The following is a 26,383-nucleotide window of genomic DNA, read 5'->3' on the forward strand; positions in this document are numbered from 1 at the left end:
ATGATTTCAGCCGACCAAAACCAAAGCTGGATTAGTCAACATGCGGCGCTCGCAACGGCGCCAAACTGGCTTATGCAGCAACGTCAGCAAGCACTTACTCACTTTGAGACCGTGGGACTACCCGGTGTGCGTGACGAACAATGGCGTTACACCAATCTACGCGCATTAAAAAGCCAGCAATTTTCTGTCGGCCAAGCGGTCGAGCTGAGTCAAACACTGCCATCAGTGACACATGCACGGCTCGTTATTGTCGATGGCTTCGTAGACCTTGCCGCCTCTACTCTGCCCTCAATGCAGGGAGTCACAGTTAATCGTCTGTCAGACGTATGGCAAGATGCATCCGTTCAAGAGGCTTTCGGCACCACACTACCGAGCGAACAGCATGGCTTTACCGCCCTCAATACGGCCTACGCACAAGACGGCTACGTACTGCAGCTTAGCCAAGGCGCAGTGGTTGAGATGCTCGAAATTGTGTTTATTAATCAGCATTCACAGGCCGTCAGTCATGCCAGAAACCTGATTATCGCCGCCGCAAATAGCCAATGCACGGTCGTTGAACGACATTGTGTAAGCAGCGATGCAAACGATGACATGACATATCTTAGCAATACCCTCACGGAGATTATTGCTGGCGACAACGCGCATATCGATCACTATAAAATTCAACAACACGGCGACAGTGCATTCCATATGGGCGGCGTGTTTATCAATCAAGCGCGCTCATCTCAGGTAAAGAGTCATAACATTGCGTTAAGCGGCTTGGTTACACGCAACGATATCCATAGCAATTTACAAGGCTCTGGGGCTCATATCGAAATGAACGGTTTAGTACTCGGCCAAGGTCGACAACATATTGATAACCACACTCAAGTAAACCACTTGGAGCCAAGTTGCAGTAGCGACGAGTATTACAAGACTGTGCTAAGCGACCATTCACGCAGTGTGTTTCGCGGTCGTATTGTGGTCGCTCAAGACGCACAACTGACCATCGCCGATCAGCAGAATAACAACTTGCTACTATCCGGTAATGCCGAAGCAGACACCAAACCGCAGCTAGAAATCTATGCTGACGACGTAAAGTGCTCACATGGCGCCACCGTAGGTCAGTTAGATCCTAAATCAGTTTTCTACCTTAAGTCCCGCGGCATCAATAGCGAGCAGGCCAATGCATTGCTAACCTTTGCGTTTGCTAACCAAGTTATTGAGCGTGTCGGCGTTTCCGCGATTCGTGAAGAGCTTACGCAAATCATGGCTGGCGAATTACTAGCAGGGCTAGAAGAACTAGTCTAAACACGACTCCGAGATCATGGCAATGAACAAAGCAATGAATCAAATACCCGCTAACGTAGCTGATATCAGCTCGTATCGCGCCGATTTCCCAGCATTACACCAGCAAGTGTCCGGACATCCATTGGTATATCTAGATAACGGCGCATCAACGCAGAAGCCTCAGGCGGTGATCGACGCAGTGTCGGAGTTTTACCAGCATGATTACTCGAATGTGCACCGCGGAATCCACACCCTGAGCCAACGTGCCACGGATCAGTTTGAGGCCGCCCGTGAGACCGTTCGTGAGTTCATCAACGCTGGCTCCGACAAAGAAATAATATTTACTCGCGGCACTACCGACGCAATTAACTTGGTGGCTCACAGTCTCGTGCGCAGCTCATTTCAAGCGGGCGATGAAGTCATTGTGTCAATGATGGAACATCACTCGAATATTGTGCCTTGGCAAATTCTCGAGCAAGAGCTGGGTTTAAAGTTACGCGTCATTCCGATCAATGAGCATGGCGAAATCATTTACGATGAATTCTTAAAACTGCTTAACCCCAAGACTAAATTACTCGCGATCACGCAGCTCTCGAATGCTCTCGGAAGCTTAACGCCACTCAAGCAAATGATTGCAGACGCGCATGCAGCTGGCGCCAAAGTGCTGGTCGACGGCGCTCAGGCGGTCGCGCACACAGTGGTCGATGTGCAAGCACTCGATTGCGATTTTTACGCGTTTTCTGGCCATAAATTGTTTGCGCCAACCGGCGTTGGTGTGCTGTATGGCAAGCACCAATTGCTTGATGCCATGCCGCCCTATCAAGGCGGTGGCGAAATGATCAAGGTCGTAAGCTTCTCTGGCACCACCTATAATGAACTGCCACACAAATATGAAGCTGGCACACCCAATATTGCTGGCGTCATTGGCTTGGCTGCCGCAATCAAATACGTCAACGCGATCGGCATACCGGCAATACAAGACTACGAACATCAGCTATTAGGCTACGCAACCGAACAATTGTTAGCCATCGATGGCTTACATTTGATTGGAACCGCACAAGATAAAGCCAGTATTTTATCCTTCCAAATTGATGGCATCCATGCCTCGGACCTTGGCACACTACTAGACCAACAAGGCGTTGCTATTCGCGTCGGTCATCACTGTGCTATGCCGGTAATGGAATTCTTTGGGGTCGACGCCACAGCGCGAGCGTCTCTAGCCTTCTACAACACGCGTGACGATATTGATGCTCTGGTAAAAGCCATCAATAAAGCTGTTTCTATGTTGAAATAACCATCGTTGAAGAAATTATTATGAACGACACACTCACTCCCTATATCGTACTGCCCGAAGGCAAAACCGAAGCTGACGCAGCCAAGCGTTCGGCTGAACCGCGCACACCCGAAGAACTAGGGCCGGATATCATCGAAGCGTTACGCACAGTCTATGACCCTGAAATTCCGGTAAACATTTACGACCTCGGCCTCATTTACAACTTTGAAGTAGATGAAGATTTCTTTGTGGACGTCAGCATGACCTTAACCGCTCCGGGTTGCCCTGTCGCTGAGACGTTTCCAGGCATTGTCGAAAACGCTGTGAAAAGTGTCGTCGGTGTGTCCGATGCTCGCGTTGAGCTTACCTTTGATCCGCCATGGACTATGGCCAATATGTCGGAAGAAGCCAAACTAGAACTCGGAATGATCTAAGCGATATACCTCGACCCAGAGTACCTTCATCATGCAGAAACCAGCCATTATCCAAGTATTGGAAAGTGCTCAAATCGCCCATAAATCTGGCGACTTTGTCAGTGCGCTTACATTTTATGAGCATTTTTTTGATCATGCGCTAGAAGATGACCCCTATGCATTATATGGCGTTCGCTTAAACCATTGCCTCAACGGTTGGGGCGAACTAGCTGAAATTTTTCCGGGCGCCAAAAACCGACTCGAAGGCAAAAAGCGCGAGCTATTACAAACCTATTTGGATGAACGTGACCCGGAGCGCTTTCACGACTATTTGTGTATCTGTCGAGTATTAGGCGTGGAAAGCGATGCCTTAGAACAGTTTTTAAGCCTGCATCATAGTGAACCTAAGTCAGCTGCCAAACTAAGCAAATTTGTTTGGAATGATCTTCTGAATGCGGAACAATGGCAAGTTTGTAACGATTTCTTAGAACGCCCAGAACTTAAGCTTGATGAATTATTTGCGGTCTTTGACGAAGCTTCTCGGATGAAGGAAATTGACCCAGCGTTCGATAATATTCAATTCGATCAACACATCGTAGAAACATTACTAGGTGATATACAAAACCTAGTTACGGTACTTCGACACGCAAATCGCAGCGACGACATCAACGACTTGGCTCGCCAATTTCAACTCGGCCTTGAACAACGATCGCATCCATTGCTGGCTAAACAGGCTCATGCTCGAGCCGCATTCCTTTTTACCCAACATTAGTTATCACTCAGCACCGGTAATCCACTAGCGAAGCGGTTTTGAGGTCTGGTAAGATGGCTGCTTAATAATTTTCCAGAGAGCCACCATGAGCCAAATCAGCGATCATACCGATCACGGACTGTATTACCGTCACTGGACACCTGAAGGTAAAGTAAAAGGTGTTGTCATGTTGATCCATGGTTTAGGTGAGCATTGCCAACGCTATGACGCGCTCGGCGAATTTCTCAATCAATACGGGTATGCATTAAGCGCCATCGACCTTCCATGCCATGGTCATTCTGAAGGCAAACGAGGCCACATCGACAGCTTTGACGAATTTCAAAGCGCTGCACTTAAACTGCATGCTCGTATTCGAGAATCATACCCGGATACCCCACTATTCTTATTAGGCCATAGTATGGGCGGCCTAATTGCGGCACGCTTCCTGCTGGATCACCAAGATAAATTTAGTGGCGCACTATTATCCGGTGCCGCGATTCAAAGCCCGCAAGAACCGCCCAAGTGGCAAGTCGCAATCATTAAGGGCATAGCCAAGCTATTTCCCAAGGCCGCCATGCTGCAGTTAGATGCCTCCGCAATTAGTCGTGACCCTGAAGTAGTCGATAAATACATGGCTGACCCGCTCGTTAGCAAAGACAAATTATCCGCACGATTCTTGGTCGAAATGACCAACACCATGGACACCGTCAAAGCCAATGCCGCCAAGATCACCTTGCCAATCTTGATAATGCACGGCACTAAAGACGTCATGACCGCACCCGAAGGTTCGCAACTGTTGTTCAACTCGGTGTCGTCGCCGGACAAACACATCAATCTCTATGATGGCCTGTATCACGAAATATTTAACGAGCCAGAAGGCCAACAAATATTCGCCGAAGTTGTGACCTGGTTAAACGCTCACGGTTAGCAATCGGCGCGGCTGTTAAACCAACCGCTCGACAAAGCTAGCCTGTCGACGAGAAAATCGATAGCACCGCGCCCGCAGGATCTTTGATCATGTAGTAAATGTCACCGGCCATCGTGCGTGGACCTTGGATAATTTCGCCACCGAGTTCAAGCACGCGGTTAGCACTGGCATCCGCATCCGCGACTCGCACATACATCATCCACTGCGGCGGCAGACCGGCATTCGAGCCACGAGCATGGCAAACCCCTGCGATGGTTTCACCGGAACCCGGCAAGCTCATCGTGTAATCATCGTAATCGCCCATCGACACAGAGCCGGTATTCCAGCCAACCACTTGAGCATAAAAGTCCTTTACGCTATCAGCATCATCGACAGTTAAATCACGCCACTCAATAGCGCCTATCGGTTTGTCTGTCATTCGTCCTCCTGTTGCAATTGCGCAAATTAGCCGAGCACATCGCTAAGACCAGCATTTTGCTACTATTCCTGTATGGTTGAGTTTAGTACATATGACGGAGGGCACCAACTCGTTCTCAGTCCCAATCGCTCGATGAGTTGGCAAACCAATAAGAAGATTTTGCTAGCCTTGTTCGTAGTGAATATGAGCATCGCAGCCGCATGGGCAATGATGGGCGCATGGATGATTATGCCGTTTGCTGGGCTCGAAGTGCTGTTAGTCGGGCTAGGAATGTACTACGCGTCATGGAAACTAAGCTTTAAGGAAATAATCACCGTAAGAGCCGACTCAATAGTGCTGCAAAAAGGCGTGTACTTCCCAAAACAGGAATGGCAATGGCAACTCAGTCAAACAAGATTACTAAAGCAACCGAGTAGCTACCGCATGAGCCCGCCCACACTGCGCTTAAAACACGTTAACGAGCAAATCGAAATCGGTCGTTTTTTGAATCGCGACGAAAAAATAGTATTGCGCGAACACCTCCTGAAACTGGGCACGCCGCTCACCGTGCTAGCCACTCAATGACCTAAGTCACTACAAACCCATTTGCATTAAAACCAACTGACTGACATTGGCCTTATTCGCCAGCGACAAGCTTGCAGATTACTCTGCAAAACTAGCTCAAATAACCCGAAAGTACTTAATCGACTACTGTCGTGCCGAGACGCAGAACGCATATAAGCAATGCGGACTCGCCGCCGGCCCACAGAGCCGATAGAATAGAACGATGCAAACTGATTCCCGCTACGCCCGCCAACTTCAACTATCTGAAATTGGCATTGAAGGACAAGCCAAGCTGGCCGCCGCTCGAGTATTACTGCTTGGCGTCGGCGGCTTGGGCTGCACCGTCGCCACTCAATTAGTAAGCGCTGGTGTCGGCGAGTTGGTTCTAGTTGATCACGACACCATTGATCAGACTAATCTGCACCGTCAACATCTGTTTCGCGAGTCCGATTGCGGTCAATCAAAAGCCAAGGTCGCGCAACAGGCATTGCGTGAACTAAACTCCAGTGTAAACATAACAGCATTTTCAGAACGCATACTGCCGAGCAATATTGCGCGCATTGGGCAAGGCGTTGATCTTATTATTGATGCCGCCGACAACTTCGCCGTGACCTATTTAGCCTGTGACTTCAGTCGTCACAGCAACACGCCAATGCTGAGCGCTTCGGTTAATCGCGTCTATGGCCACGTTGGCGTGTTCGGTGGCCCATGGCCAAGTTTTCGTGCGGTCTTTCCACGTCTGCCGGCCAATCAGCAAAGTTGTGACAGTGTTGGTGTAACCGGACCTAGTGTTGGGGTTATCGCTAGTTTACAGGCACAAGAAGCGCTCAAAATATTGGTCGGGCAAACAACCCTAGGTGGGAAACTACTGTACGTCGACTGCTGGCATTACAATTTTCACTTATTAGACGTCAGCAATGCCAATGAAGACGCCGCTCTCAACATATCGCTAGTTGAACCCGATCAACTTAGTGAATCGGACTACGTTATAGATGTCCGTAACACCGCTGAAGTGCAAACCAGCCCACAACCATTCCATGTAGATTGTTACATACCATTGGACGAGCTATCACAACTCGACATTAGCGGCATAAATCAGCGAATTGTATTAGCCTGCCGTAGCGGCCAACGTGCCATGCTTGGCGCGCAAACGCTAAAGCAACGAGGAGCAACAAACATAGCCGCGCTGCTACCTACGATCTAGCGGACGATCGCAACCAAAATTGCACCATCACAAAGCCCACTATCGCGCCACCAACGTGTGCGAAATGCGCGATATTGTAGCCAAAAATAGAAAAGCCGGTAAAGCCTGCCGTGAGGTCGATCAACAGTAATACCGGCACAAAATATTTGGCCGCAATTGGCACGGGCAAGAACAATAAGATGATTTTAAAGTTAGGGAACAACAATGCGAAGGCGACCAGTACACCGTAAATAGCGCCAGATGCACCAACCATATAACCGGAAAAAGGTCGACCCAATATAAGCGCGTCGACCAGCATTGAAATCACCGCCGCACCAACACCGCATACCAAGAAAAACACCAGAAAGCGCCGATTCCCCCAAACACGTTCCAGCACTCGACCAAATGACCACAACGCAATCATGTTAAACAAAAGATGCGTTACGCTACCATGCAAAAACATATGCGTTAGCAACTGCCAAACTGCAAAATTGGGGCTCTGCCAGCTAAACAGCTCAAGCCCAGTGAGCTGCTGATGAAACAAGGCAGACTGTACGAAATATACAATCGCGCATAGCAATACCAAACGGTTGGTCATACTTTGAAGTAACACACGAATAGACGGCATAGATAATTACGCAGTAAAAATTACATTACCCTTAGCATAGCAAATTCGAACACCATCGAGATGAAACGGTATACTAAGCTCATCTTTTAAGCGGCTGATTCCCTCAACACTATATGCACGTTTACACTATCAAGGATGGCCAAGGTCTGAGCGTTGATTTATTAGACTATGGCGCCCGCATTATTGGCATACAATTTAATGATGTCGATGTGGCTTGCCGGTATCGCTCGAGTAACGATTATGCTCAAGATGCTATGTATCTTGGAGCCAGCATTGGTCCGATCACCAATCGAATTGGCAAAGGCCAAATGACGGTGTTGGGCGAGCACTTACAAATGCCACAAAATGAGGGCGAAAACACGCTTCATTCAGGTGGTAATGGTTTCGACAAGCAGACCTGGCAACAAATATCGCACAGCAGCAACAGCGTGACCTTTAAGCTCCACTACGATATGGCGCTAGCCGGGCTAATCGGTAGCCTCACTACCATGGCACGTTATGAGGTCGCCAACGGAACGCTTTCAGTAACCTACGAGTCCACCTGCGACCATGCCACGTATTTGAACCAGACCAACCATGTGTATTTGAATCTAAGTGGTCAAAACCGCCCAATTGATGATCATGAGTTTCGACTGTTTGCCGACAATTTTGTCGAGGTTGATGAGAATAACATTCCCACCGGAGCGCTCATTCCCATCGTCAAGCCGTTTGACTATGCGATTAACCAAACCAGTGCTTACCCACAACTTGAGGGCAGCAGTGACCATCATTTTAACGTTGGCGATGCGGCCAGCTCGGAAATGCGACGATTACTCACAGCACACTCAAAGACCACCGGCATTCAACTCGATGTATTCGGTACGTCGCCGGGCTTTCAATTCTACACGGGCAAATCCATGAACGATCCATTCGTTGCTTCAGCTGGGTTTTGTGTTGAAACCCAGTTTGCCCCAGATGCGATAAATCAAAGCACCTTCTACTCCCCAGTTACGCCCACTGGCGAACGATGTGTGCAGATTAGTGAGTATCGCTTCTCTGGTTAGTGTTATGGCTAGCTATATGATTAATCGGTGGCCGCATTCAAAGGCCTGGCGACTAATTCAGTCTGATTAAATGTGCCTTTACATGGGTTCACCACGCGATTAATGGCACAATACCCGCAAGACCAGCGCTCGGCCAGAAAAGCCCTGACAAAGCGGTCTATCAATGTACTTAAATCGGCCTATCCATCTACGAATGAAACAATTTAGTTACATCGCTCTCCGCCTCGCCGCATTCAGCCTACTGGTCATGATGACCTCAGCCAATGCGCAATTTTGGAGTAAAAAAGAATCTCCGCTGTTACCTGAAGAACAAGCCTTTTCGGTCACGGCTGAGATCACTGACCAACAGCTGAAGTTATTTTGGACTATCGCGCCAGACTATTACATGTACCGCGACCAGTTTCAGGTGTCATCGGCAACCCCAGGCGTCGAAATTGGTGATCTACAATTCCCAGCCGGCGAAACTGAAGACGACCCACTATTCGGCCAAGTGGTGGTGTACTTTTATAATGTCGAGCTAATCGCACCACTTACTGCCCTGCCGGATACCGCCACATCAATCGAACTAACACTGCTTGGTCAAGGCTGCAATAAACCAGTTGGCGTTTGCTATCCGCCACAGACTCGCGTGGTGACAGTCGACTACACGCCATCGGCGAATGCACCAAACACCGTAACGGCAACCGACTCATCGCCTGAGAATCTCAAGCAAGCAAGCGACAAACTCGAGTCTAACGCACCACAGAAGTCGTTCTGGAGCTATGTCGCAGCGGCCTTTGTTGCCGGCTTAGTGCTAAGTTTCACGCCATGTGTGCTCCCCATGATCCCCATCTTGCTCGGCGTTATCGCCGGTCAACAGAACCCCAGCCGCCTTCGCGCCGGTTGGTTGGCATTTTGCTATGTCATGGGCACGGTCGCGGTGTATGCCGTGGCCGGTTGGCTAGCGGGTTTATCGGGCACTCAACTGCAGGCCTATTTTCAGAACCCTTGGGTTATTGGGTTCATTTGCGGTCTCTTGTTACTGCTCGCAGCTTCACTGTTTGGCGCTTTTCGATTGGAGCTACCTAGCTCAGTACAAACCAAACTAAGCGGGCAATCAATCAGCACTCGCTCAGTATCAATCACTACCTTTTTTCTCGGGGTAATCTCCAGCTTGGTGGTCGGCGCCTGTGTCTCGCCAGTACTGTTTATCACCATCGGGGCCGCTATCAAGGCCGGCGACCCGGTGCTTGGATCAGCCATTATGAGTGCCCTCGCACTCGGCATGGGGCTGTTGTTGATCTTGGTTGGATTTGGCGCGGGCTGGATACTCCCTCGTGCTGGCGCATGGATGAAACAAGTGCAGATCTTATTCGGTTTTATGGTCATCGGCGTAGCGATCTACATCGCTGGTTTTATTGCCGCCGTACCAGTGCTAGCCTTGTGGTGTGCTCTACTGCTTTGGACCGGCTTCTACCTGTGGCAACTCGGCGAAAATAGCAGCGTAGCACTAAGTGCCGCAGTATTACGTGGGCTTGGGTTAGCCGCGTTATTATGGGGCGCCATGGCCTTGGTTGGTGTCGCCACTGGCGGGAATAATATTTTCCAACCATTGGCTACGGTTAATGTTGGCGGCAGCAATAGCGCGCTAAAGAGCAAGCTTCCGTTTAACAGCGTAACAACCTTAAACGCGGCTAAAACTCTATTAGATAAAGCCAAGACTGACAATAAACCAGTCCTCGTGGATTTCTATGCGGACTGGTGTCTAGATTGCAAGCGCATGGCAAGCTCAACCTTTTTGGAACCAGAAATTCATGAGGCATTGAGCGAGTGGGCATTAATCGAAGTCGATGTCACCGTCACCAACGATAATAGCGAAGCCCTAAAACGTTTTTTCGACGTATTTGGTCCTCCAGCCACCTTGTTTATTCAAGCGAATGGACAGGAGCTATCGGACCTTCGCCAATATGGTTACTTAAATAAATCTGAGCTCCTAGCACTGGTTGCACGAGCCAATAATTAAAATGAAACCCATGTCCGCACAAAATAAGATACTTATACTCGCTATCGCGATTGTTGCATTCGCGATCGGCATCGCCGTTAACACTGCGCGCGTGTCGCCAGTGCTCGATAGCCAACCACTCTTGCAAGCAAAATTGCAGTATCAAGGCAAATCCACCGCGGTTGCTAGTCAGCTCGGAGAAATAACCCTCGTTAATTTTTGGGCAACATGGTGTACCCCGTGTCGTGAAGAAATGCCCTTATTCGAAGCCATGTATCGCAATGCGAAACCACATGGTTTTCAAGTGATTGGCATTGCCATTGATAACCCCGAGACAGCGCAACCCATGTTGGACTCAATGGACATCAACTATCCAATTTTTTATGCTGAAAAAACCGGCACTCAAGTCATGGAAAATGTTGGCAATCCACAAGGCCTGCTACCGTATAGCCTGCTGCTTGATGCTAACGGTGATGTACTGGATCAAGTGCTTGGTAAGGTTGATGAAGCGCAGATAAGCGAATGGCTAAACACCTATCTGCCTGCGAGTGCAGGATCTAACGAAAAGGAATAATCTAATGAGTTGGATTCAGCTAATTTTCGTGGTCGATGTTAATAAGGTCGAACCACTCTCGGACGCTCTTGAAGCGTTTATGGCGCAAGCTATTACCACAGAAAACGCCGGTGCCGACGAATATTATGAAGTCGCATTTCCGGGTAACCCGACGTGGAAAAAGGTGCAATTAACAGCTCTATTCGATGACGCCATCGATGTAGCCCCCATTGTTGAATTCGTCCAAAAACAATTTGCAGATTCCGCGCAAACCGAAATTCCCGTGCAAATCGAGAAGCTGGTTGATCAAGACTGGGAACGCGTATGGTTAAGCTCATTTAAGCCTATCGAAGTCGGCTCCAATTTATGGATTTGCCCAAGCTGGTGTGAACCAACGGATCCTAACGCGCGCAATATTACGCTAGACCCTGGGCTCGCCTTTGGAACCGGCACACACGCCACCACGCATATGTGTCTACGTTGGCTTGCCGATCAATCGCTAGAAGGTCAACGAGTGCTTGATTATGGTAGCGGCACCGGCATTCTGGCAATCGCGGCGTTGCTAAGCGGTGCAAGCCATGCCGACGCCGTCGACATAGACCCACTCGCAGTTGCGGCCTGTGATGAAAATGCACAACGCAATGGCGTCACCGACCAGATTTCTTCCTTGTTGCCAGAGCAACTAGAGCCCGAGCCAGCACATCGTTATCCCTTAGTAATTGCCAATATCCTAGCCGAGGTGATTCTCGATTTGCGCGAAACATTGTTAGCTCACTTGCAACCAAATGGCACGCTGCTATTGACCGGCATCTTAGCCTCTCAAGCTGATCGCGTGATCGCCGCATTTGGCGAAAAAATGTCGTACACTACTCACCAACAAGACCAATGGTGCTTAATTGTCGCCACACCTAAGACCTAACGAATCGTGCAATGGGCTTAAATAAAACACAATGCCCCCACTGTTTTACAACCTATGTAATCAGTGATGAACAGTTCCGTGTCTCTGAAGGCATGGTGCGCTGTGGCACGTGCCGAGAACGCTTTCAAGCACGCCTAATTAGTGCCTCACCAAACAAGCCTCGCTTCGATCCACGCGAGGCGTTCATTGAACCCTTGTCTGAAGAACCCGCGCCACCGCCAACCACACCGACGCCATTCATTACCGACATAAAGTTCACCGATCCGCACACCGAATCGGACCCAGCTAGTACAGCCTTTACTAATTTTTCGATCGAAGAAAGCGTTCACTCAGAGCCGAGTGCCGATAGCACAAGCGATCAGAGATTTAGCCAAGAGCCGGATCAGGAAGTAACTCACAGCACAACCTCTGAGCAACAGACTAAACAAGAATCGACGCAACAATCTACGCCAGAGTCGAGCCAAGAAAACAGTGAACCTGATTACGACCTAGCAACTGACGGTATTGAAACGCCATCGGTCGCGGTGGTAGTGGCTAGCATTAGGGCACAACGAGAGCGCAACAAAAATGACCATAGCGCATCGCCACAGGTGGCCCAATTAGCTCCACCTACCACCACACCAGCGCCGCAACCGACTCCGGCGCCCGAACTTAAACCCGAACCCAGCAAAGCTGCTAAGCAAGCTGAGTTAGAGTTGCCCTTGCGTGACGATGTGCGGCCATCGCGCAATACGCCGCCGTTGACAACGCCATCTAAAACTAACGCTCCGGCACCACATAAGCCGATGACGACAGAGCCTCTGTCAAAATCATTATCAGCATCAAACCCAGAATCGAGCCCAGAATCAAAAACGGTTAACAAAGCGCGACACACCAAACCCGCTTCCAGCCGCAACGAAACTGAACTGATCGACGAAGTCGACGGTTTGATCAAAGACAAAATTCTGTCGCCTAAATCAGAATCAATTAACGAGGCTGCAATCAACCGACGTCGCAGTAGACCGGCTGCAGCGCGCCCCATTAAGCGTAAAAAATCAGGGTTTCGTTGGTTAGCAATATTACTAGGTCTGTTACTGATTTTGCTATTTAGCGCGACTTTGTTGTATCAACTGTGGCTCAAACAATGGATCAAGCCAAACGATTCAGGCCGCTTTGATACTGCGATGCAGGCGGTGATCGACCCATTAGTTGAACAATTAGCAACGCGTAACATCGAACTACCGGTGCGGCGTGACTTAAGTCAACTAGAGCTTGTATCGGCACGCACCGAAACGCATCCAACCCGCCCTTCAACGACTTTATTACGAGTCAGTATGATAAATCGTGCCAGTATCACGCAACCGTTGCCTTGGCTCGAGTTAGCGTTGCGAAATTCTGAAGGTCAATTGGTGTCGCGGCGCAATCTCTCACCACGAGACTATCTCTACAACAACAAAACAACGGCCGACATCGGCCCCAATCAACTAAAGAAAGTCACGATTGAATTATTGGCATTTCCCAAACAAGTAACCGGCTACGAGCTAAAAATAATAAGTCGCTAATCCATAGCAAGTGAAAATTGCTTAAAAAAGTGGCAATTTTTCGCCTCGTCATCTTTACCGGTTTTGTTCACATGGGTATGATCTGACGTCCTTTCACCACACACATTTTCTGGGGTCGCCCAGTCAGACTGTCGTTGTCTTAGACCGCTCTGAGTTAGCCGAATCAATGTTGCAAATTGGACCATATCAAATATCAACACCGGTAGTGGCAGCGCCAATGGCGGGCGTAACCGATAAACCGTATCGACAAGTCTGTCGGCAATACGGTGCTGGGATGGTTGTATCTGAAATGATCACCAGCCAAAAAGATCTACGCGACTCAACTAAAACCAAATTCCGCTCCGACCTAATTGGCGAACCAGAACCAGTGGTAGTTCAGATCGTCGGCACCGAACCGAATGTGTTAGCCGAAGCTGCGCAGTACAATGTCGCTAATGGCGCGCAGATCATTGATATCAATATGGGTTGCCCAGCCAAAAAGGTGTGTAAGAAAGCCGCCGGCTCAGCCCTGCTGGCAAATGAACCGCTGGTGCAACAGATACTCACAACGGTAGTGAATGCCGTCGATGTACCGGTGACGGTAAAGATTCGAACCGGCACCAGTCCCGACCAACGCAACGCGGTAAACATTGCACGTATCGCTGAAGCCGCCGGTATCAGCGCCATCACAATTCATGGCCGAACACGTCAATGTAAGTTTGTCGGCCAAGTGGAGTATGACTCAATTGCCGCCGCAAAACTGGCCGTCGATATTCCGGTGATTGTAAACGGCGATATAGACTCTCCCGAGTCGGCCCAACAAGTTTTAAACTATACCAATGCCGATGCGGTAATGATTGGGCGCGCGGCGCAAGGCCAGCCATGGCTGTTTCAACAAATCGCGGATTATCTTGCACACGGCCACTATCAAGCAATTCCGAGCGCTGATCAGCGAGCCGCCACAATACACAAGCACATAGAAGCGATACATCATTTTTACGGTGATGTCATGGGCGTACGCTTGGCACGCAAACACATCAAATGGTATCTAAGCCACTGGTCTAGCACGCCCTCGGAAGCATACCGGCAAGCGATTACGCAAACCGAGAACCCAACTGAACAAATTGAATTACTGCAGGCGTTTCTGCAGTCAACCACAGCAATAAATAAAGCCGCTTAAGCGGCTCGTTACATCAACCACTGCATTCTATACACACCTAACCGCCATGACTAAAAACGACCCGCTATCCGTATGCATTACGCATTCGATGGAACAGTACTTCAAAGATTTAAATGGGGAGATGCCATCTAACCTTCATCACTTTTTTATCAATGAAGTTGAAAAACCGTTTTTACAGGTTGTCATGCAAGAGGTTAAAGGAAATCAAACTCGCGCAGCAGATATATTAGGTATCAACCGCAACACCTTGCGCAAAAAGCTCAAACACTACAATCTCGGCTAAGCCGCCTACCCCTCTTCCAGACCGACATTTTTAGGAATTTACCATGACTGACTTCGCCTCAGAAACTCGGATACGCCCCGCACGTGCACTTATCAGTGTATCCGACAAAACCGGTATCGTTGACTTCGCTCGCGAACTTGCCGAGCTAAACATCGAAATTTTATCCACTGGCGGCACTGCTAAGCTGCTTGCTAACGAAGGCATCGCGGTTACCGAAGTGTCCGATTACACGGGTTTTCCTGAGATGATGGATGGACGTGTTAAAACTCTTCATCCTAAGGTCCATGGCGGCATATTAGGTCGCCGCGGCACCGATGACGCTGTTATGTCAGAACACGGTATTGCACCGATCGACATGGTGGTGGTGAACCTTTACCCTTTTCAAGCAACCATTGCCGACCCTAATTGTGACCTACCTACCGCCATCGAAAATATCGATATAGGCGGCCCGACAATGGTTCGCTCAGCAGCCAAAAATCACAAAGACGTAGCAATTGTGGTCGATGCTCAAGATTACTCAGGACTAATTGAAGAAATCCAACAAGGTGGTTTGCGCTATGCGACACGTTTTGCACTCGCCACCAAAGCGTTCGAGCATACAGCCCAATATGACGGCGCAATTGCCAACCACTTAGGCCGAATTCAACAAGACGGTGAAAAGACTGATTTCGCACGCACCTTGAATTTGCAGTTCGCGCATCAGCAAACTATGCGTTACGGCGAGAACCCACATCAGCGCGCCGCTTTCTACGTTGAGGAAAACGCACCTGTCGGCATCGCCACAGCCAAGCAACTGCAAGGTAAAGAGCTTTCATATAACAATATCGCCGACACCGACGCTGCATTAGAGTGCGTTAAGCAGTTCGATGGCGCACCAGCCTGCGTGATTGTTAAACATGCTAACCCTTGTGGCGTAGCCGTGGCTCCAACCTTACTGGAAGCCTATCAAAAAGCCTTTTCGACTGACCCAGAATCCGCGTTTGGCGGCATCATCGCGTTTAACCAAGAGCTTGATGCCACCACCGCCGCATTAATTGTAGAGAAGCAGTTTGTCGAGGTGATCATTGCGCCAAGTGTGTCAGATCAAGCTCAAGCTGCCGTCGCTAAAAAGAAAAACGTCCGCTTGCTAGTATGCGGTGCTTGGGATTCGTCATCGCACAACGCGCTTGAATATAAACGCGTCACCGGCGGGTTATTAATCCAAGACAATGATCTATCCTTAACCAATGATCTGACGGTTGTCAGTCAGGTTAAGCCAAGCGATGCGCAAATGGCCGACTTACAATTTGCCTGGAAAGTAGCCAAGTTTGTGAAGTCTAACGCCATCGTATACGCCAATAATAATATGACGGTTGGCGTCGGTGCGGGCCAAATGAGCCGCATCAACTCTGCCAGAATCGCCGGCATCAAAGCCGAGCATGCCAAACTAGAAGTAAAAGGCTCGGTCATGGCATCAGACGCATTTTTCCCATTTCGAGATGGCATCGACAATGCCGCTGAAGCAGGAATCAGCGCGGTAATTCAACCGGGTGGCTCAATGCGTGACGAAGAAGTTATTGCCGCAGCCGATGAAGCCGGTATGGCGATGGTATTTACCGGTATGCGCCACTTCCGACACTAGGCTCTCCGATACTAGCTCGCTGGCAACACGTCGGCGAGCAGTACACTCATACCAAGCAGCTGAGTTATACTGGAATTTCGTTTAACCGAAAGCGCCAATAACTATGCTCCCCAAAGCCGTTCTCACCGCCGCACTGTCGGCTTTACTCTGTGTAACTCACGCACAAGCAGCCACTTACCTTACCGCCGATGCCATGGTCGACGTTATCGATGGCAAACTAATCGCGAACCCAGTAATTGTAATTGATGGCGATCGTATTCGTGAATTTGGTAGTGATTTAACGATTCCGGCCGATGCCGAAACGGTCATCAATCTAAGCGGCATGACATTGTTACCGGGGCTGATTGATACCCATGTACACATGACCGGTTCCGCCACCGAACATGGCTACAAACGATTGGCGACGTCACAAACACGAGCCGCATTACGCGGCGCTAAGAACGCCGCTCGCACCTTGCGCGCTGGCGTAACAACAGTGCGAAATTTAGGCGCGCCGGGGTTTATTGACGTAGCGCTTAGAGACGCCATCAATGACGGCGACGTACTCGGCCCTCGCATGTTTGTGTCAGGTCCGTCACTTGGCATCAGTGGCGGTCATTGTGATAACAATCTACTGCCCGTCGATTTTCAAGTACAGAGTGACGGCGTTGCAGATGGTCCGTGGGAGGTTGCCAAGAAAGTACGCACGAATATTAAATACGGTGCTGACCTAATCAAGTTTTGCGCTACTGGCGGCGTATTATCAAAGGGCACTAAAGTTGGGGTTCAGCAATACTCGCTCGAAGAGATGCAAATGATCGTGCAAGAAGCACATCGACGCGGCATTACGGTAGCCGCTCACGCCCATGGCACTGAAGGTATTTACGCAGCGATTCAAGCTGGCGTGGACTCAGTCGAACACGCGAGTTTTATCGACGATGCCGGCATCCAACTTGCGAAACAAAAAGGCACTTACCTTTCGATGGATATCTACAATACTGAGTACATTCTGGGCGAAGGAGCCAAAGCCGGAATCCTCGAAGAAAGTCTCGCTAAAGAACGTAAAACGGGCACGCTGCAACGAGAGAGTTTCACGCGAGCGGTTAAGGCCGGAATTAAAATGACCATGGGTACCGACGCCGGTGTGTATCCTCATGGCGACAATCTCAAACAATTATCGCGCATGGTTAAATTTGGCATGACGCCAATGCAGGCACTGCAAGCCGCTTCCATTAATCCTGCAAAATTATTAAAACGGGAACAGGACTTGGGCTCGCTGAGTGCTGGCCGCTTCGCCGACATTATTGCGGTACGTGGCAATCCACTGGAAGACATCAGCCTACTAGAAAACGTAGCATTTGTAATGAAAGGCGGGGCACAGATCAAAGAGTGAAAGCCACATGCTGGTACACACTAAAGGCAAACGACCCCGGTCTACGCACTGACGTCAACACGCCTCATTACCCGGCTAACCTGCCGCCAGTTTCGTGATAATTAACAATGGGGCTAATAAATAGCCCCATTGTTAGCGCTGCTGCAAAGCCGCGCATTAACAAACTTAAAACTTGTAAGTAAACCGCACGCCAACCGTCCGCGGCGGTAACACCTGCGTTAAGTAAGACCTTACACTGGTATCCAGCACGATCTGATTTGATAGACGTGTACTTTGCACACCGGTTTCAGCGAACTCATCAAACACATTATCGACGTAGCCGCTTACCGACCAAGTATCAGATTGATAAACCGCAGATAGATTTGCAATACCATAGCTGTCTAAGGTCAAACTACTACCCCGCCCACCGGCTCGCGACAACACGTCGCTCTGCCACGCGTAACCAGCATTAAGTCTCAACTCATTGCTGCCCGCCATTGGAATGGTGTAATTAGCAAACATCGAAAACTGCGTTTCAGGGGAACCAGGCAAACGATCGCCATCCAGGCCATCTTCAAATGCTGAACTAAACCCTGGCGGTGTGATGGTGCGAATCAACGAAGGAACATCGGCGGTTAGCTCACTTTGCGTATAGCTAAAGCTACTCCTTAATCGCAATCGTTCCGAAGCACGCCAATCGGTAGCAAGCTCTACCCCATTAGACTCCGCACCGTTAGCATTAATGGTGATCGGGATAGAAGCATTAACCGTAGCAGAAGACAATTGCGGATCATTCCACTCAACATGGAAGATCGCACCATTTACAGTCAGTGCACCATCGAGCCACTCGGTTTTAGCGCCCAATTCAAAGTTTCGTGTTGTGTCTGGTCCAAATGCGCGCTCATCAAACTCAGCAAAGTCATCAGGTCCCGGTCCAAACTGCTGCCCTGGTGCTAGGTTACAGTTGCCTTGCGCCGCATCTGGGTCATACGCAGGACACTCTCCACCGCCATTGCCACCACCGATTCGAAATCCCTCACTCACAGTAGCGTATAAGGTCACATCCTCTGACACAGCATAAGACGTGTTAAATTTGAATAAGCTACCATCATCTTCCTGCCGTAAGCTTGGATCAAACTCTCGCCCTCCAACAGTGTCTAAACCTACCGCTACGAATTCCGGGTCGAACAGCGGAAAATCAACGGTACTTTGCAGTTGAATATCATACTCATAATATCGGCCGCCTACGGTGATCTGCCATTTATCGGTTATATCGAAGCCTATTTCACCAAAAATTGCCTGCTCAACCACTTTTGCCGACTGAGCTGAGAAATACTCAAGGTCGTCGGCTCGATCGAACCCCGCAAAGGCGGCAAAACCTGGGGTAAATTCAGCCGAAGTCGCGACTGTTTCGAGCTTGTTATAAAAACCGCCGACAATCCAATTTAGTGGACCATCTCCGGTGGAAACCAAACGTATTTCTTGATTTAGAAATTCTTCCTCTTCTTCCTCACGGGTTAACGCTGTGAAAGTTGGAAAAGTTTCATAAGAGTATTCCAAGCTCACTAATAAATCAGTTTGGTCACGTTGACCAACTTCTTCATACTTGCCCAATCCCGTTGCCGAAGTTAGTTCCGCGAAACCAAGATCTGCGACGATTTCGAGGGCTAACAACTCATTCTCTTCCTCGTTCGGCTCAAGAACCCGGCTGGCCGATGCATAACGCTCCGTCGGATAGGCGCCACGCGCACTGGATACTGATCGGCCGCCATTTTCTTCATTTTGAAAATAATAGGTTACCGTCGCATCGATCACATCATTGGGAACCCAGCGTGCCGCAACTCGACCTGACACAGTCTCTTGCGAGTTTACGTCTTCTGCGGGACTAAAATTAGCCGCCACCGCAGTCGGATCATTTAAATCAACATCCGGCTCCGATACACCTGGCTGCTTGACGACAAACGGATAGTCGATAAAACCTTGATCGTCGAGACGGTCGAACGAACCTCGAATTGCGAACGTATCAGACACCGGTAGGTTAAACGTGGCTCCTATATCAGTGCTCAAACCAGAACTTTCACCAACCGAGTAAACATCTCCACGCACTTCGAACATGGACTCAGTTAGGTCTGGTTTGTTCGGGATGTAACGAATCGCACCGCCCAAAGTGCCGGCACCATATAACGTTCCCTGCGGGCCCAGCAACACCTCGACTCGTTGCAAATCATTTAGTCGCAAATCAATAGGCAACGGGATTTCGCCGAGGTAAGTAGCAACTGTACCCCCCGTGTCATTGCCACTACCCTGGCCTAGCGGCTCTGCGTTCAAGCCTCGAACGATGGTTTGGTTACCGTTACGTCCACCCTGATTAACCGCGTTAATCCCAGGGACAAAAGCCAACACCTCCGAAATATCACTAAAACCTTGCTCCTGCAGACGAGTTCCGTCCAGCGCAGCAATGTTAATCGGCACATCTTGGATCGACCCTTCACGACGAGTTGCGGTTACAATTATTTCTTCAATTGCGGTAGTGGAGGATCCCGACTCTTGAGCCTGTACTGGGCTTAACATCAGACCTCCCACCAATGGTAACGCCATCGTGCTAGCGATCGCACGCGCCGATGGCGTTAATTTAAATCTCTTCTGATTATTTGGATGATGTTTCATCTCATTATTACCTCATACTCGAGGCGCAACTATTCGGATTGCGCTCCTTAGGTTATATTGTGCTGGGTAAATAGGGGGTAACGACCCAACAGATGGAGATGACGAGCGCAGCACGTAATGCGTCAAAACTCGTCTCTCAACGATCGCACTACGTCTTTGTAGGAATGATTCGACACCAAGTGTCTCTTACTCGCTTCAATCCTGTCAAATATAATTACCTAGAACCATGCCAAGCTCGTCAATGACTCCGAAAACCTCGTTACATCAATCACTTAAGTCTGGACTAGCGTTGCTAGCTGCCGGTGACTACACGGCCGTTCATTCGCGTTCAATTAGCATGATCAAAGCCGACGTAAACAACCCTGTTCCGTACTGTCTCTTAGGTCTTTTGGCGCAGCAACATCTAAATCACATTAAAGCTTGTGAGCTATTTGAACGTGCAGCGAGGTTAGCACCAGACTCAGCGGAAATGCATGCCTACCATGGTCAAGCCTTAACCACATTAGGTCATCAAAACCTTGCCAAACAAGCAGCCGATAGAGCCGCAAATTTAATCTCCAACGACCCGCTAATTAATGACACCATCGGCGTTATCTATAGTCGTACAGGGTTCCACGAACTAGCGATACCCTACTTTGAAAAGGCCGTATCGCTGAACCCGGAGCCCGCTAATTTTCACTACAATCTAGCCGCTTCACGACAATTTATTGGCGACTTTGAGGGAGCCGAAAATGCCTATCAAGCAACACTTAAACGAGATCCAAACGCATACCGCGCTTGGTCATCGCTGATATCGCTGAAGCGGCAGTCAAGCGAACACAATTATTTAGAGCATTTGAAAAGCTTATTCAAGCAGTATGAAGCGAATGCCGACGCCGCCTTGCATATTGGACACGCTATCGCCAAAACGCTCGAAGACTTAGAACTGTATTCTGAAAGCCTTGATTGGTTACATCGTGCTAAACGGCTTAAGCTAGCTAATTCACATGAACACACCACACTAGAAACCGTGTTTGCCGCGGCACAAGCCACACGGCCTAGCATCCACAACGCAGCTCAAATACGCCCAACCGAGCGCAGTGCGACTCAAGCACCAATATTTATTATTGGTTTGCCCCGAACCGGCACTACGCTTGTAGATAGAATACTGTCGTCGCACCCAGATGTAACCTCAGCCGGTGAACTCAATACCTTTCCAGGCCTCATCAAAGAAGCAACGGCTACACCATCTAACTTAGTGCTCGATGCCCCGACAATGCAGCAGGCTAACAAATTGGACCTACAGGCTATAGGCCAAGCCTATCTTGAGAGTACACAGGGTTTAGTCAGAAATGGCCAACGCATCATTGACAAAATGCCATTGAATTTTTTCTATGCAGGCCTAATAAATCAGGCACTCCCAGACGCGCATATTGTGGTTTTACGGCGCGGAGCAATGGACAGCTGTTTGAGTAACTACCGTCAACTTCTTACCGTCCAACACTCCTACTATCATTACACTTACGACCTAAATAAAACGGCGAATTTCTACCGCGCGTTTGACCAATTAATGAGCCATTGGCGAGCCCATATACCAAGCGATCGATTCATGGAAATACAGTACGAAAACATAGTGTTCGATCAAGAAAATCAAACACGTCGACTATTGGATTTTTGTGGCTTGGATTGGCATGAAGCCTGCCTAAGATTTCACGAAAATACGGCGCCAGTAGCAACCGCCAGCTCAGTACAAGTTAGACAACCTCTTTATTCAGGCTCGATTGGTCGCTGGAAAAAGTACGGTGATAAACTAGACCCGTTAAAACTAGCTCTTGCAGACTTGGCAGACTAAACTGTACAGCCTTGTGATTTAATCAGATTAGTCTATGCATGCAGGTTTACGAACTAAGTTTGCTCAATAACAACTTGATACCAACCGCACCGAGAAACACCGCAGCAGTACGATCAAAACCCGTTTTAGCGCGTTGATATACTCCACGTGTGCGACTAGTAGACAGGCTTAAGGCCACCACAGCGTACCAGCTAAAATCGATAACAAAAGCGATGATCGAAACCGCTAAGGTGGTGTACTGAGGAGGGTTTGCCGGCACAAATGCAGCAAAGATACCGGCGATCACCAAGGCGGTTTTGGGGTTGCTGGTTTGCGTAATCAAGCCCAACAGGAATGACTGGAACAAGGTGCCTGACGATTTCCCTTCGAGTGATTCGGTAACCAACGGCTCGCGGGCACCGCGCCAGATTTTAAACGCCAGATACAGTAAATAGGCGCCGCCGAAGAGCTTAAAGATCAGGTACGCACTTGGCACCGTCTCAATTAAGGTAGTTACCCCAAAGCTGGCCAATATAGCGAACAATGCAACGCCCAGCCCCGTGCCTAGAGCCGTAGCAATACCGTGTGTACGCGACTTAGCCAAGGCGCTCTGCGCAACCACAAAAAAACTTGGACCAGGGCTCATAGCGCCAATCAGTAAAATACCGGCAATCGCGGCTAAAAACGTGTAATCACTCATAGTTACTTTTTAAAGCAATGCGCTCTATTACGCAATTCGGTTTCGGCAATCTTTTAGCAACACTAGGAAAGAATCAAACACCGCCTCGAGCTTGAGATTCTGCATGAACTTTATCCAGGCGTTGAATACCCGCAAAGCACGCAACATCATCAATCAACTCAATAACCGGTTGCGGCGTTATGCTGTAATAGAGCTCAAAGTATTCGGCACTACCGACTTCGAGCTGCCGATGCACGCGCGCCTTCTCTTCCAAGCTGGTATCTACCAAATCATCCCATTCAACACCTTGATGTAAGCGTGATGAACTTGGTAACCATTCGGCCTTCTTTGCGCTCGGTGAGAAAATAGACACACTGGGCACGCCAACTGCCTGCGCAATATGGCGCGGCCCACCTTCATTGCCCACATATAAATCACACAGTGACAATAGCGCCGATAAATCCATTAAGTTAAAGGTACTGACATCGTGCAAAATAGATTCCTTATGCCGCGATGCTTGCATAAACGCCAACGCATCAGCTCGCTCGGTATCACTCCCCGCATTCAATACGATCTGCGCGCCATAGACTTCGACACAGTGATCCATAACATGATGCAAGTAATCAACCCGCCACTTTTTATGCGGCAATTTAGCACTTACCGACACCGCAAAGATCGGGCGCGATAAATCCACACCGCGATCTAATAAGGCTTGTCGATAACGCGCTTTAGTCGCATCAGGAACCGCGATTTCCATTTGATCATAACGTTTTACATCAAAGCCCATCTTGCGCAACGGCTCCAGCAAACTCAAACGCTCTTCAATTTTGTTACCCGCTTGTTTTTGGCTGGTATCCACTTTATGCGTGTAAAAGAATCCTCGACGGCGCTTCTTACGACCGATACATATTGCATTTTTGCGCGCCAGCATCGACACCAACTCACTCTTGGCGGTCGATTGCGCGTCGACGACTAGATCATAGTTATCGTTGGTAATACGACGAATAAGTTGCCAATATTTAAAGGGATTTTTTTGCTGCGCAGGGCTAATTGCAATGACTTTATTAATGTAAGGATGATTAACAAAAAGGTCGGCGCTGGTCTGCTGGATTAGAAAATCCACACGCGCCTTCGGGAAGGTTTGCTTGAGCGTATTGCACAATACCGAAGTCAACAACACATCACCGATGTGCTTAAAGCGAATCACCAAAATTCTGGCCGTGTCCGCCGTCGGCTTTGTCAATGCTGAGGTTGTGGGGTTATAAGCGTTCATCCAAAAAAGTCTAGTTTGCCAAACTGGCTGACCATACCCTTGCTAGATTGCAGCGGGATGACAGCAATAACAGAGCGAATATACGCTTTTTTGCGCGCGCTCGCATGACTTGTTTTAGCACCACGCCAACATGCCTCCAATCGCATCGAAAAAACCGAATACTTCGATTCAACGAACTCGGTAGTAGCAGCATGCTAAGTGCTTTGCTGCCACTGATTGCAAGCCACACCTAATGTACAACCGAGCAGAGCTCCTACACCTCATATCGCATCAAGTACTCGTGTTCGTCCTCACCAACCACCGCAAACCCCAAGCGCTGATACAAGCCAAAGGCAGGGTTCGCTTTAAGCACGCTTAATCCAATCTGTTTGCCAGCATGGTGTGCCAAGATTTGTTGAATTATAGCCGACCCGTACCCAGCACCTTGGTGGTCACGCTCAATTTGCAACTGCAATAGATTAAGCTCGCTGGCAGTACTCTGATACTTGATCGCGCCAATTCGCTCACCGTTAATCAGCACTAAGTAACAGCACGAGTACAAGTGCCTGAGTCGCGCTAGATGCTCCGCTTCCGACAAAAACAACCCAGCAGCCTCAAGGTGCTCAGTCATAGTCTGTTTGCGTAGCGCCAATAGATACGTTTCATCAGACTCTACGGCCGGCACAAAATCGATTCTCATCAAACACTCCAGCTTGAATTACTTTGTAAGACTAATTCATTAAGACGAATCTCTTAACTTAATTTAGCCTAGCTTAACTAAGTCTGACTCGAATCCCCAGTAGACTAACAATATGCCGGCGAACAAACCCATGTTACTGAAATTGGCTAATCACGCCACCTGTTTCGGCGTAGCGTCGCCTACATGGTTTAGATAGGCATGTGGATAATCCAGTTCGCGCTGTTGAAACGACAAGATAGACTTGTTCTTGATCACACCGTCGTCAATATTTATTGCATGCCTAATCGTCGCGTTAGCCTGCCAAGCATCACGCCCCGCTAACACCGTTGGCAGATACACAATGAGCGCGGCCGAAATCGAACGCGTCGCACTTTCCCAAAGGTAGCTCGGCGTGTGATCCACCGCGTAATAATCCGTGGTGCCATATTTAAACATTGGGTTCTCAAAGGTCGTGGGTTTAGCAAAAAAGAAGCCCATTCCCTCATCACAACTCACATCAATGATTAAGCCATTTGGCTTTAAACACGAACTCTCAGCTTGAGTAACAAAATCAATCGGATGCGCAGTATCTTGAAAGGTGCCATTTACAATAATATCCGACTCAGAGATCAAGTCTGTCAGCGGTCGCATACTCCCATCATGGGCCGCCACCATCATGCGCGCCTCATCATCGACGCCCGCTAAGATCCGCACGTAGTTGCAGTCGAGCACTTCTTCGCGAACTTCATGGTCAGGGCGTTGAATGCAGATAGTAATATCTCGAAAACCATGCGCTTTTAAAGCGTAAATCGCACCGCGACTCACAGCACCGAAACCAAAGATAATAGTTTTACGTTGATTGCCGTAATGTCCATCAATACCCTTGAGTTGCAAGGCATGAATCACGGCGCAATAGCCCGCCATTTCGTTATTTTTATAAAACGTATGGCGACCTATTTGACCACTTGGAGACCAAATAAACATGTCTTCAAAAGCAATAAGTGTCTGCTTGCGATCTAGCGCTGCTTGGGTAATATCCGCTTGCTGCACACAATGCACATAGCCCCAAAGTGTGCCGCCCTCGCGAAGCTCTTGGAGGTCCTCCAACACCGGCTTAGCAATTATCACCGTGCCAATGTCGGCGAGTAATTCATGACGCGTCGCGAGTCCACCACTCAACTGCAAAATTTCCGCATCGGATATACCGAAAGGCGCACCATAGCCCTCTTCGAATATAAGTTGTTGACGAAGCGCCTGCGGAATCCGTGATAAATGTGCGGGATGAATTGGATAACGTCGCTCATCTTGCTTTTTAGACGTGCCAATGACGCCCACTCTTGATAGTTTCATGTCGTACCTTCCTTGTTGTTTATTGGTGACGGCATGAACGAGTGGTCAATTTCGCCAATAGGCCGAATGTCCACGCACAGCAGCGAATT

General features: G+C 49.0%; 24 protein-coding genes. 17 read left to right on the top strand and 7 right to left on the bottom strand.

What is annotated here, in order from left to right; translation table 11 throughout:
* The 5 genes from sufD to DFR28_RS05080 all read left to right on the top strand — a co-directional run bounded on the left by sufD (window position 1) and on the right by DFR28_RS05080 (window position 4,634).
* Window positions 1-1,290 carry a Fe-S cluster assembly protein SufD gene (gene sufD, locus DFR28_RS05060; RefSeq protein WP_113953183.1) on the top strand — a complete coding sequence of 430 codons (1,290 nt, stop codon included), beginning with the start codon at window positions 1-3 and terminating at the stop codon, window positions 1,288-1,290.
* Window positions 1,291-1,324: 34 nt separating this feature from the next.
* Entirely contained in the window at window positions 1,325-2,563 is a 1,239-nt protein-coding gene (locus tag DFR28_RS05065; protein WP_211316866.1) for a cysteine desulfurase, read from the top strand.
* A 20-nt stretch (window positions 2,564-2,583) separates the two neighbouring features.
* Complete coding sequence (locus tag DFR28_RS05070) at window positions 2,584-2,976, top strand: SUF system Fe-S cluster assembly protein (RefSeq protein ID WP_113953185.1); 393 nt, start codon at window positions 2,584-2,586, stop codon at window positions 2,974-2,976.
* Window positions 2,977-3,007: 31 nt separating this feature from the next.
* Window positions 3,008-3,727 carry a hypothetical protein gene (locus tag DFR28_RS05075; RefSeq protein WP_113953186.1) on the top strand — a complete coding sequence of 240 codons (720 nt, stop codon included), beginning with the start codon at window positions 3,008-3,010 and terminating at the stop codon, window positions 3,725-3,727.
* 85 nt (window positions 3,728-3,812) lie between these two features.
* Window positions 3,813-4,634 carry an alpha/beta hydrolase gene (locus tag DFR28_RS05080; protein ID WP_113953187.1) on the top strand — a complete coding sequence of 274 codons (822 nt, stop codon included), beginning with the start codon at window positions 3,813-3,815 and terminating at the stop codon, window positions 4,632-4,634.
* 37 nt (window positions 4,635-4,671) lie between these two features.
* Here DFR28_RS05080 and DFR28_RS05085 read toward each other — a convergent pair whose 3' ends face one another.
* Window positions 4,672-5,052, bottom strand: coding sequence for a VOC family protein (locus DFR28_RS05085; protein WP_113953188.1), 381 nt, complete (start codon window positions 5,050-5,052; stop codon window positions 4,672-4,674).
* A gap of 72 nt (window positions 5,053-5,124) precedes the next feature.
* Between DFR28_RS05085 and DFR28_RS05090 the strand changes: the two genes are divergently transcribed.
* Together DFR28_RS05090 and DFR28_RS05095 are read left to right on the top strand one after the other, a co-directional pair.
* Window positions 5,125-5,616 (top strand): DUF2244 domain-containing protein, encoded by a 492-nt coding sequence (locus DFR28_RS05090; RefSeq protein ID WP_113953189.1) that lies wholly within the window; start codon window positions 5,125-5,127, stop codon window positions 5,614-5,616.
* A gap of 202 nt (window positions 5,617-5,818) precedes the next feature.
* Entirely contained in the window at window positions 5,819-6,799 is a 981-nt protein-coding gene (locus DFR28_RS05095; protein WP_113953190.1) for a ThiF family adenylyltransferase, read from the top strand.
* Here DFR28_RS05095 and DFR28_RS05100 read toward each other — a convergent pair.
* Window positions 6,789-7,406, bottom strand: a complete 618-nt coding sequence (locus DFR28_RS05100) for a rhomboid family intramembrane serine protease (protein WP_113953191.1) — start codon at window positions 7,404-7,406, stop codon at window positions 6,789-6,791. The two genes, DFR28_RS05095 and DFR28_RS05100, sit on opposite strands and share 11 nt — an antisense overlap.
* Window positions 7,407-7,519: 113 nt before the next feature.
* Between DFR28_RS05100 and DFR28_RS05105 the strand changes: the two genes are divergently transcribed.
* From DFR28_RS05105 to DFR28_RS05145, 9 genes are all read left to right on the top strand, one after another.
* Entirely contained in the window at window positions 7,520-8,449 is a 930-nt protein-coding gene (locus DFR28_RS05105; RefSeq protein ID WP_113953192.1) for an aldose epimerase family protein, read from the top strand.
* Window positions 8,450-8,642: 193 nt separating this feature from the next.
* On the top strand, window positions 8,643-10,451 hold the full coding sequence (dsbD, locus tag DFR28_RS05110; protein WP_170131981.1) for a protein-disulfide reductase DsbD: 1,809 nt from the start codon (window positions 8,643-8,645) through the stop codon (window positions 10,449-10,451).
* 1 nt (window position 10,452) lies between these two features.
* On the top strand, window positions 10,453-11,004 hold the full coding sequence (locus tag DFR28_RS05115; RefSeq protein ID WP_113953194.1) for a TlpA family protein disulfide reductase: 552 nt from the start codon (window positions 10,453-10,455) through the stop codon (window positions 11,002-11,004).
* Between the two features lie 4 nt (window positions 11,005-11,008).
* Window positions 11,009-11,902, top strand: coding sequence for a 50S ribosomal protein L11 methyltransferase (gene prmA / locus DFR28_RS05120; protein ID WP_113953195.1), 894 nt, complete (start codon window positions 11,009-11,011; stop codon window positions 11,900-11,902).
* Between the two features lie 11 nt (window positions 11,903-11,913).
* On the top strand, window positions 11,914-13,443 hold the full coding sequence (locus tag DFR28_RS05125; protein WP_113953196.1) for a zinc-ribbon and DUF3426 domain-containing protein: 1,530 nt from the start codon (window positions 11,914-11,916) through the stop codon (window positions 13,441-13,443).
* A 166-nt stretch (window positions 13,444-13,609) separates the two neighbouring features.
* Complete coding sequence (gene dusB, locus DFR28_RS05130) at window positions 13,610-14,602, top strand: tRNA dihydrouridine synthase DusB (protein WP_113953197.1); 993 nt, start codon at window positions 13,610-13,612, stop codon at window positions 14,600-14,602.
* 46 nt (window positions 14,603-14,648) lie between these two features.
* Window positions 14,649-14,885: a helix-turn-helix domain-containing protein gene (locus tag DFR28_RS05135; protein ID WP_113953198.1), complete on the top strand. Its 237-nt coding sequence runs from the start codon at window positions 14,649-14,651 to the stop codon at window positions 14,883-14,885.
* Between the two features lie 43 nt (window positions 14,886-14,928).
* Window positions 14,929-16,506 carry a bifunctional phosphoribosylaminoimidazolecarboxamide formyltransferase/IMP cyclohydrolase gene (purH, locus tag DFR28_RS05140; protein ID WP_113953199.1) on the top strand — a complete coding sequence of 526 codons (1,578 nt, stop codon included), beginning with the start codon at window positions 14,929-14,931 and terminating at the stop codon, window positions 16,504-16,506.
* 103 nt (window positions 16,507-16,609) lie between these two features.
* The gene (locus DFR28_RS05145; protein WP_113953200.1) at window positions 16,610-17,878 is read left to right on the top strand and encodes a Xaa-Pro dipeptidase; all 1,269 of its coding nucleotides are present in this window, start codon (window positions 16,610-16,612) and stop codon (window positions 17,876-17,878) included.
* A 165-nt stretch (window positions 17,879-18,043) separates the two neighbouring features.
* Here the strand turns inward: DFR28_RS05145 and DFR28_RS05150 are convergent, their stop codons facing one another.
* Window positions 18,044-20,524: a TonB-dependent receptor gene (locus tag DFR28_RS05150; RefSeq protein WP_113953201.1), complete on the bottom strand. Its 2,481-nt coding sequence runs from the start codon at window positions 20,522-20,524 to the stop codon at window positions 18,044-18,046.
* A 241-nt stretch (window positions 20,525-20,765) separates the two neighbouring features.
* Between DFR28_RS05150 and DFR28_RS05155 the strand changes: the two genes are divergently transcribed.
* Window positions 20,766-22,355: a tetratricopeptide repeat-containing sulfotransferase family protein gene (locus DFR28_RS05155; RefSeq protein WP_113953425.1), complete on the top strand. Its 1,590-nt coding sequence runs from the start codon at window positions 20,766-20,768 to the stop codon at window positions 22,353-22,355.
* A 46-nt stretch (window positions 22,356-22,401) separates the two neighbouring features.
* On the opposite strand, the gene DFR28_RS05160 is transcribed toward DFR28_RS05155, so the two are convergent.
* From DFR28_RS05160 to DFR28_RS05175, 4 genes are all read right to left on the bottom strand, one after another.
* On the bottom strand, window positions 22,402-23,034 hold the full coding sequence (locus DFR28_RS05160) for a LysE family translocator (RefSeq protein ID WP_113953202.1): 633 nt from the start codon (window positions 23,032-23,034) through the stop codon (window positions 22,402-22,404).
* A 73-nt stretch (window positions 23,035-23,107) separates the two neighbouring features.
* On the bottom strand, window positions 23,108-24,286 hold the full coding sequence (locus DFR28_RS05165; RefSeq protein ID WP_113953203.1) for a glycosyltransferase family 9 protein: 1,179 nt from the start codon (window positions 24,284-24,286) through the stop codon (window positions 23,108-23,110).
* A 253-nt stretch (window positions 24,287-24,539) separates the two neighbouring features.
* Window positions 24,540-24,965, bottom strand: a complete 426-nt coding sequence (locus DFR28_RS05170; RefSeq protein ID WP_113953204.1) for a GNAT family N-acetyltransferase — start codon at window positions 24,963-24,965, stop codon at window positions 24,540-24,542.
* Between the two features lie 150 nt (window positions 24,966-25,115).
* Window positions 25,116-26,294 (bottom strand): N(5)-(carboxyethyl)ornithine synthase, encoded by a 1,179-nt coding sequence (locus tag DFR28_RS05175; RefSeq protein ID WP_113953205.1) that lies wholly within the window; start codon window positions 26,292-26,294, stop codon window positions 25,116-25,118.
* Between the last annotated feature and the right edge of the window lie 89 nt (window positions 26,295-26,383).

The sequence above is a fragment of the Arenicella xantha genome, from assembly GCF_003315245.1.
Lineage (GTDB): Bacteria > Pseudomonadota > Gammaproteobacteria > Arenicellales > Arenicellaceae > Arenicella > Arenicella xantha.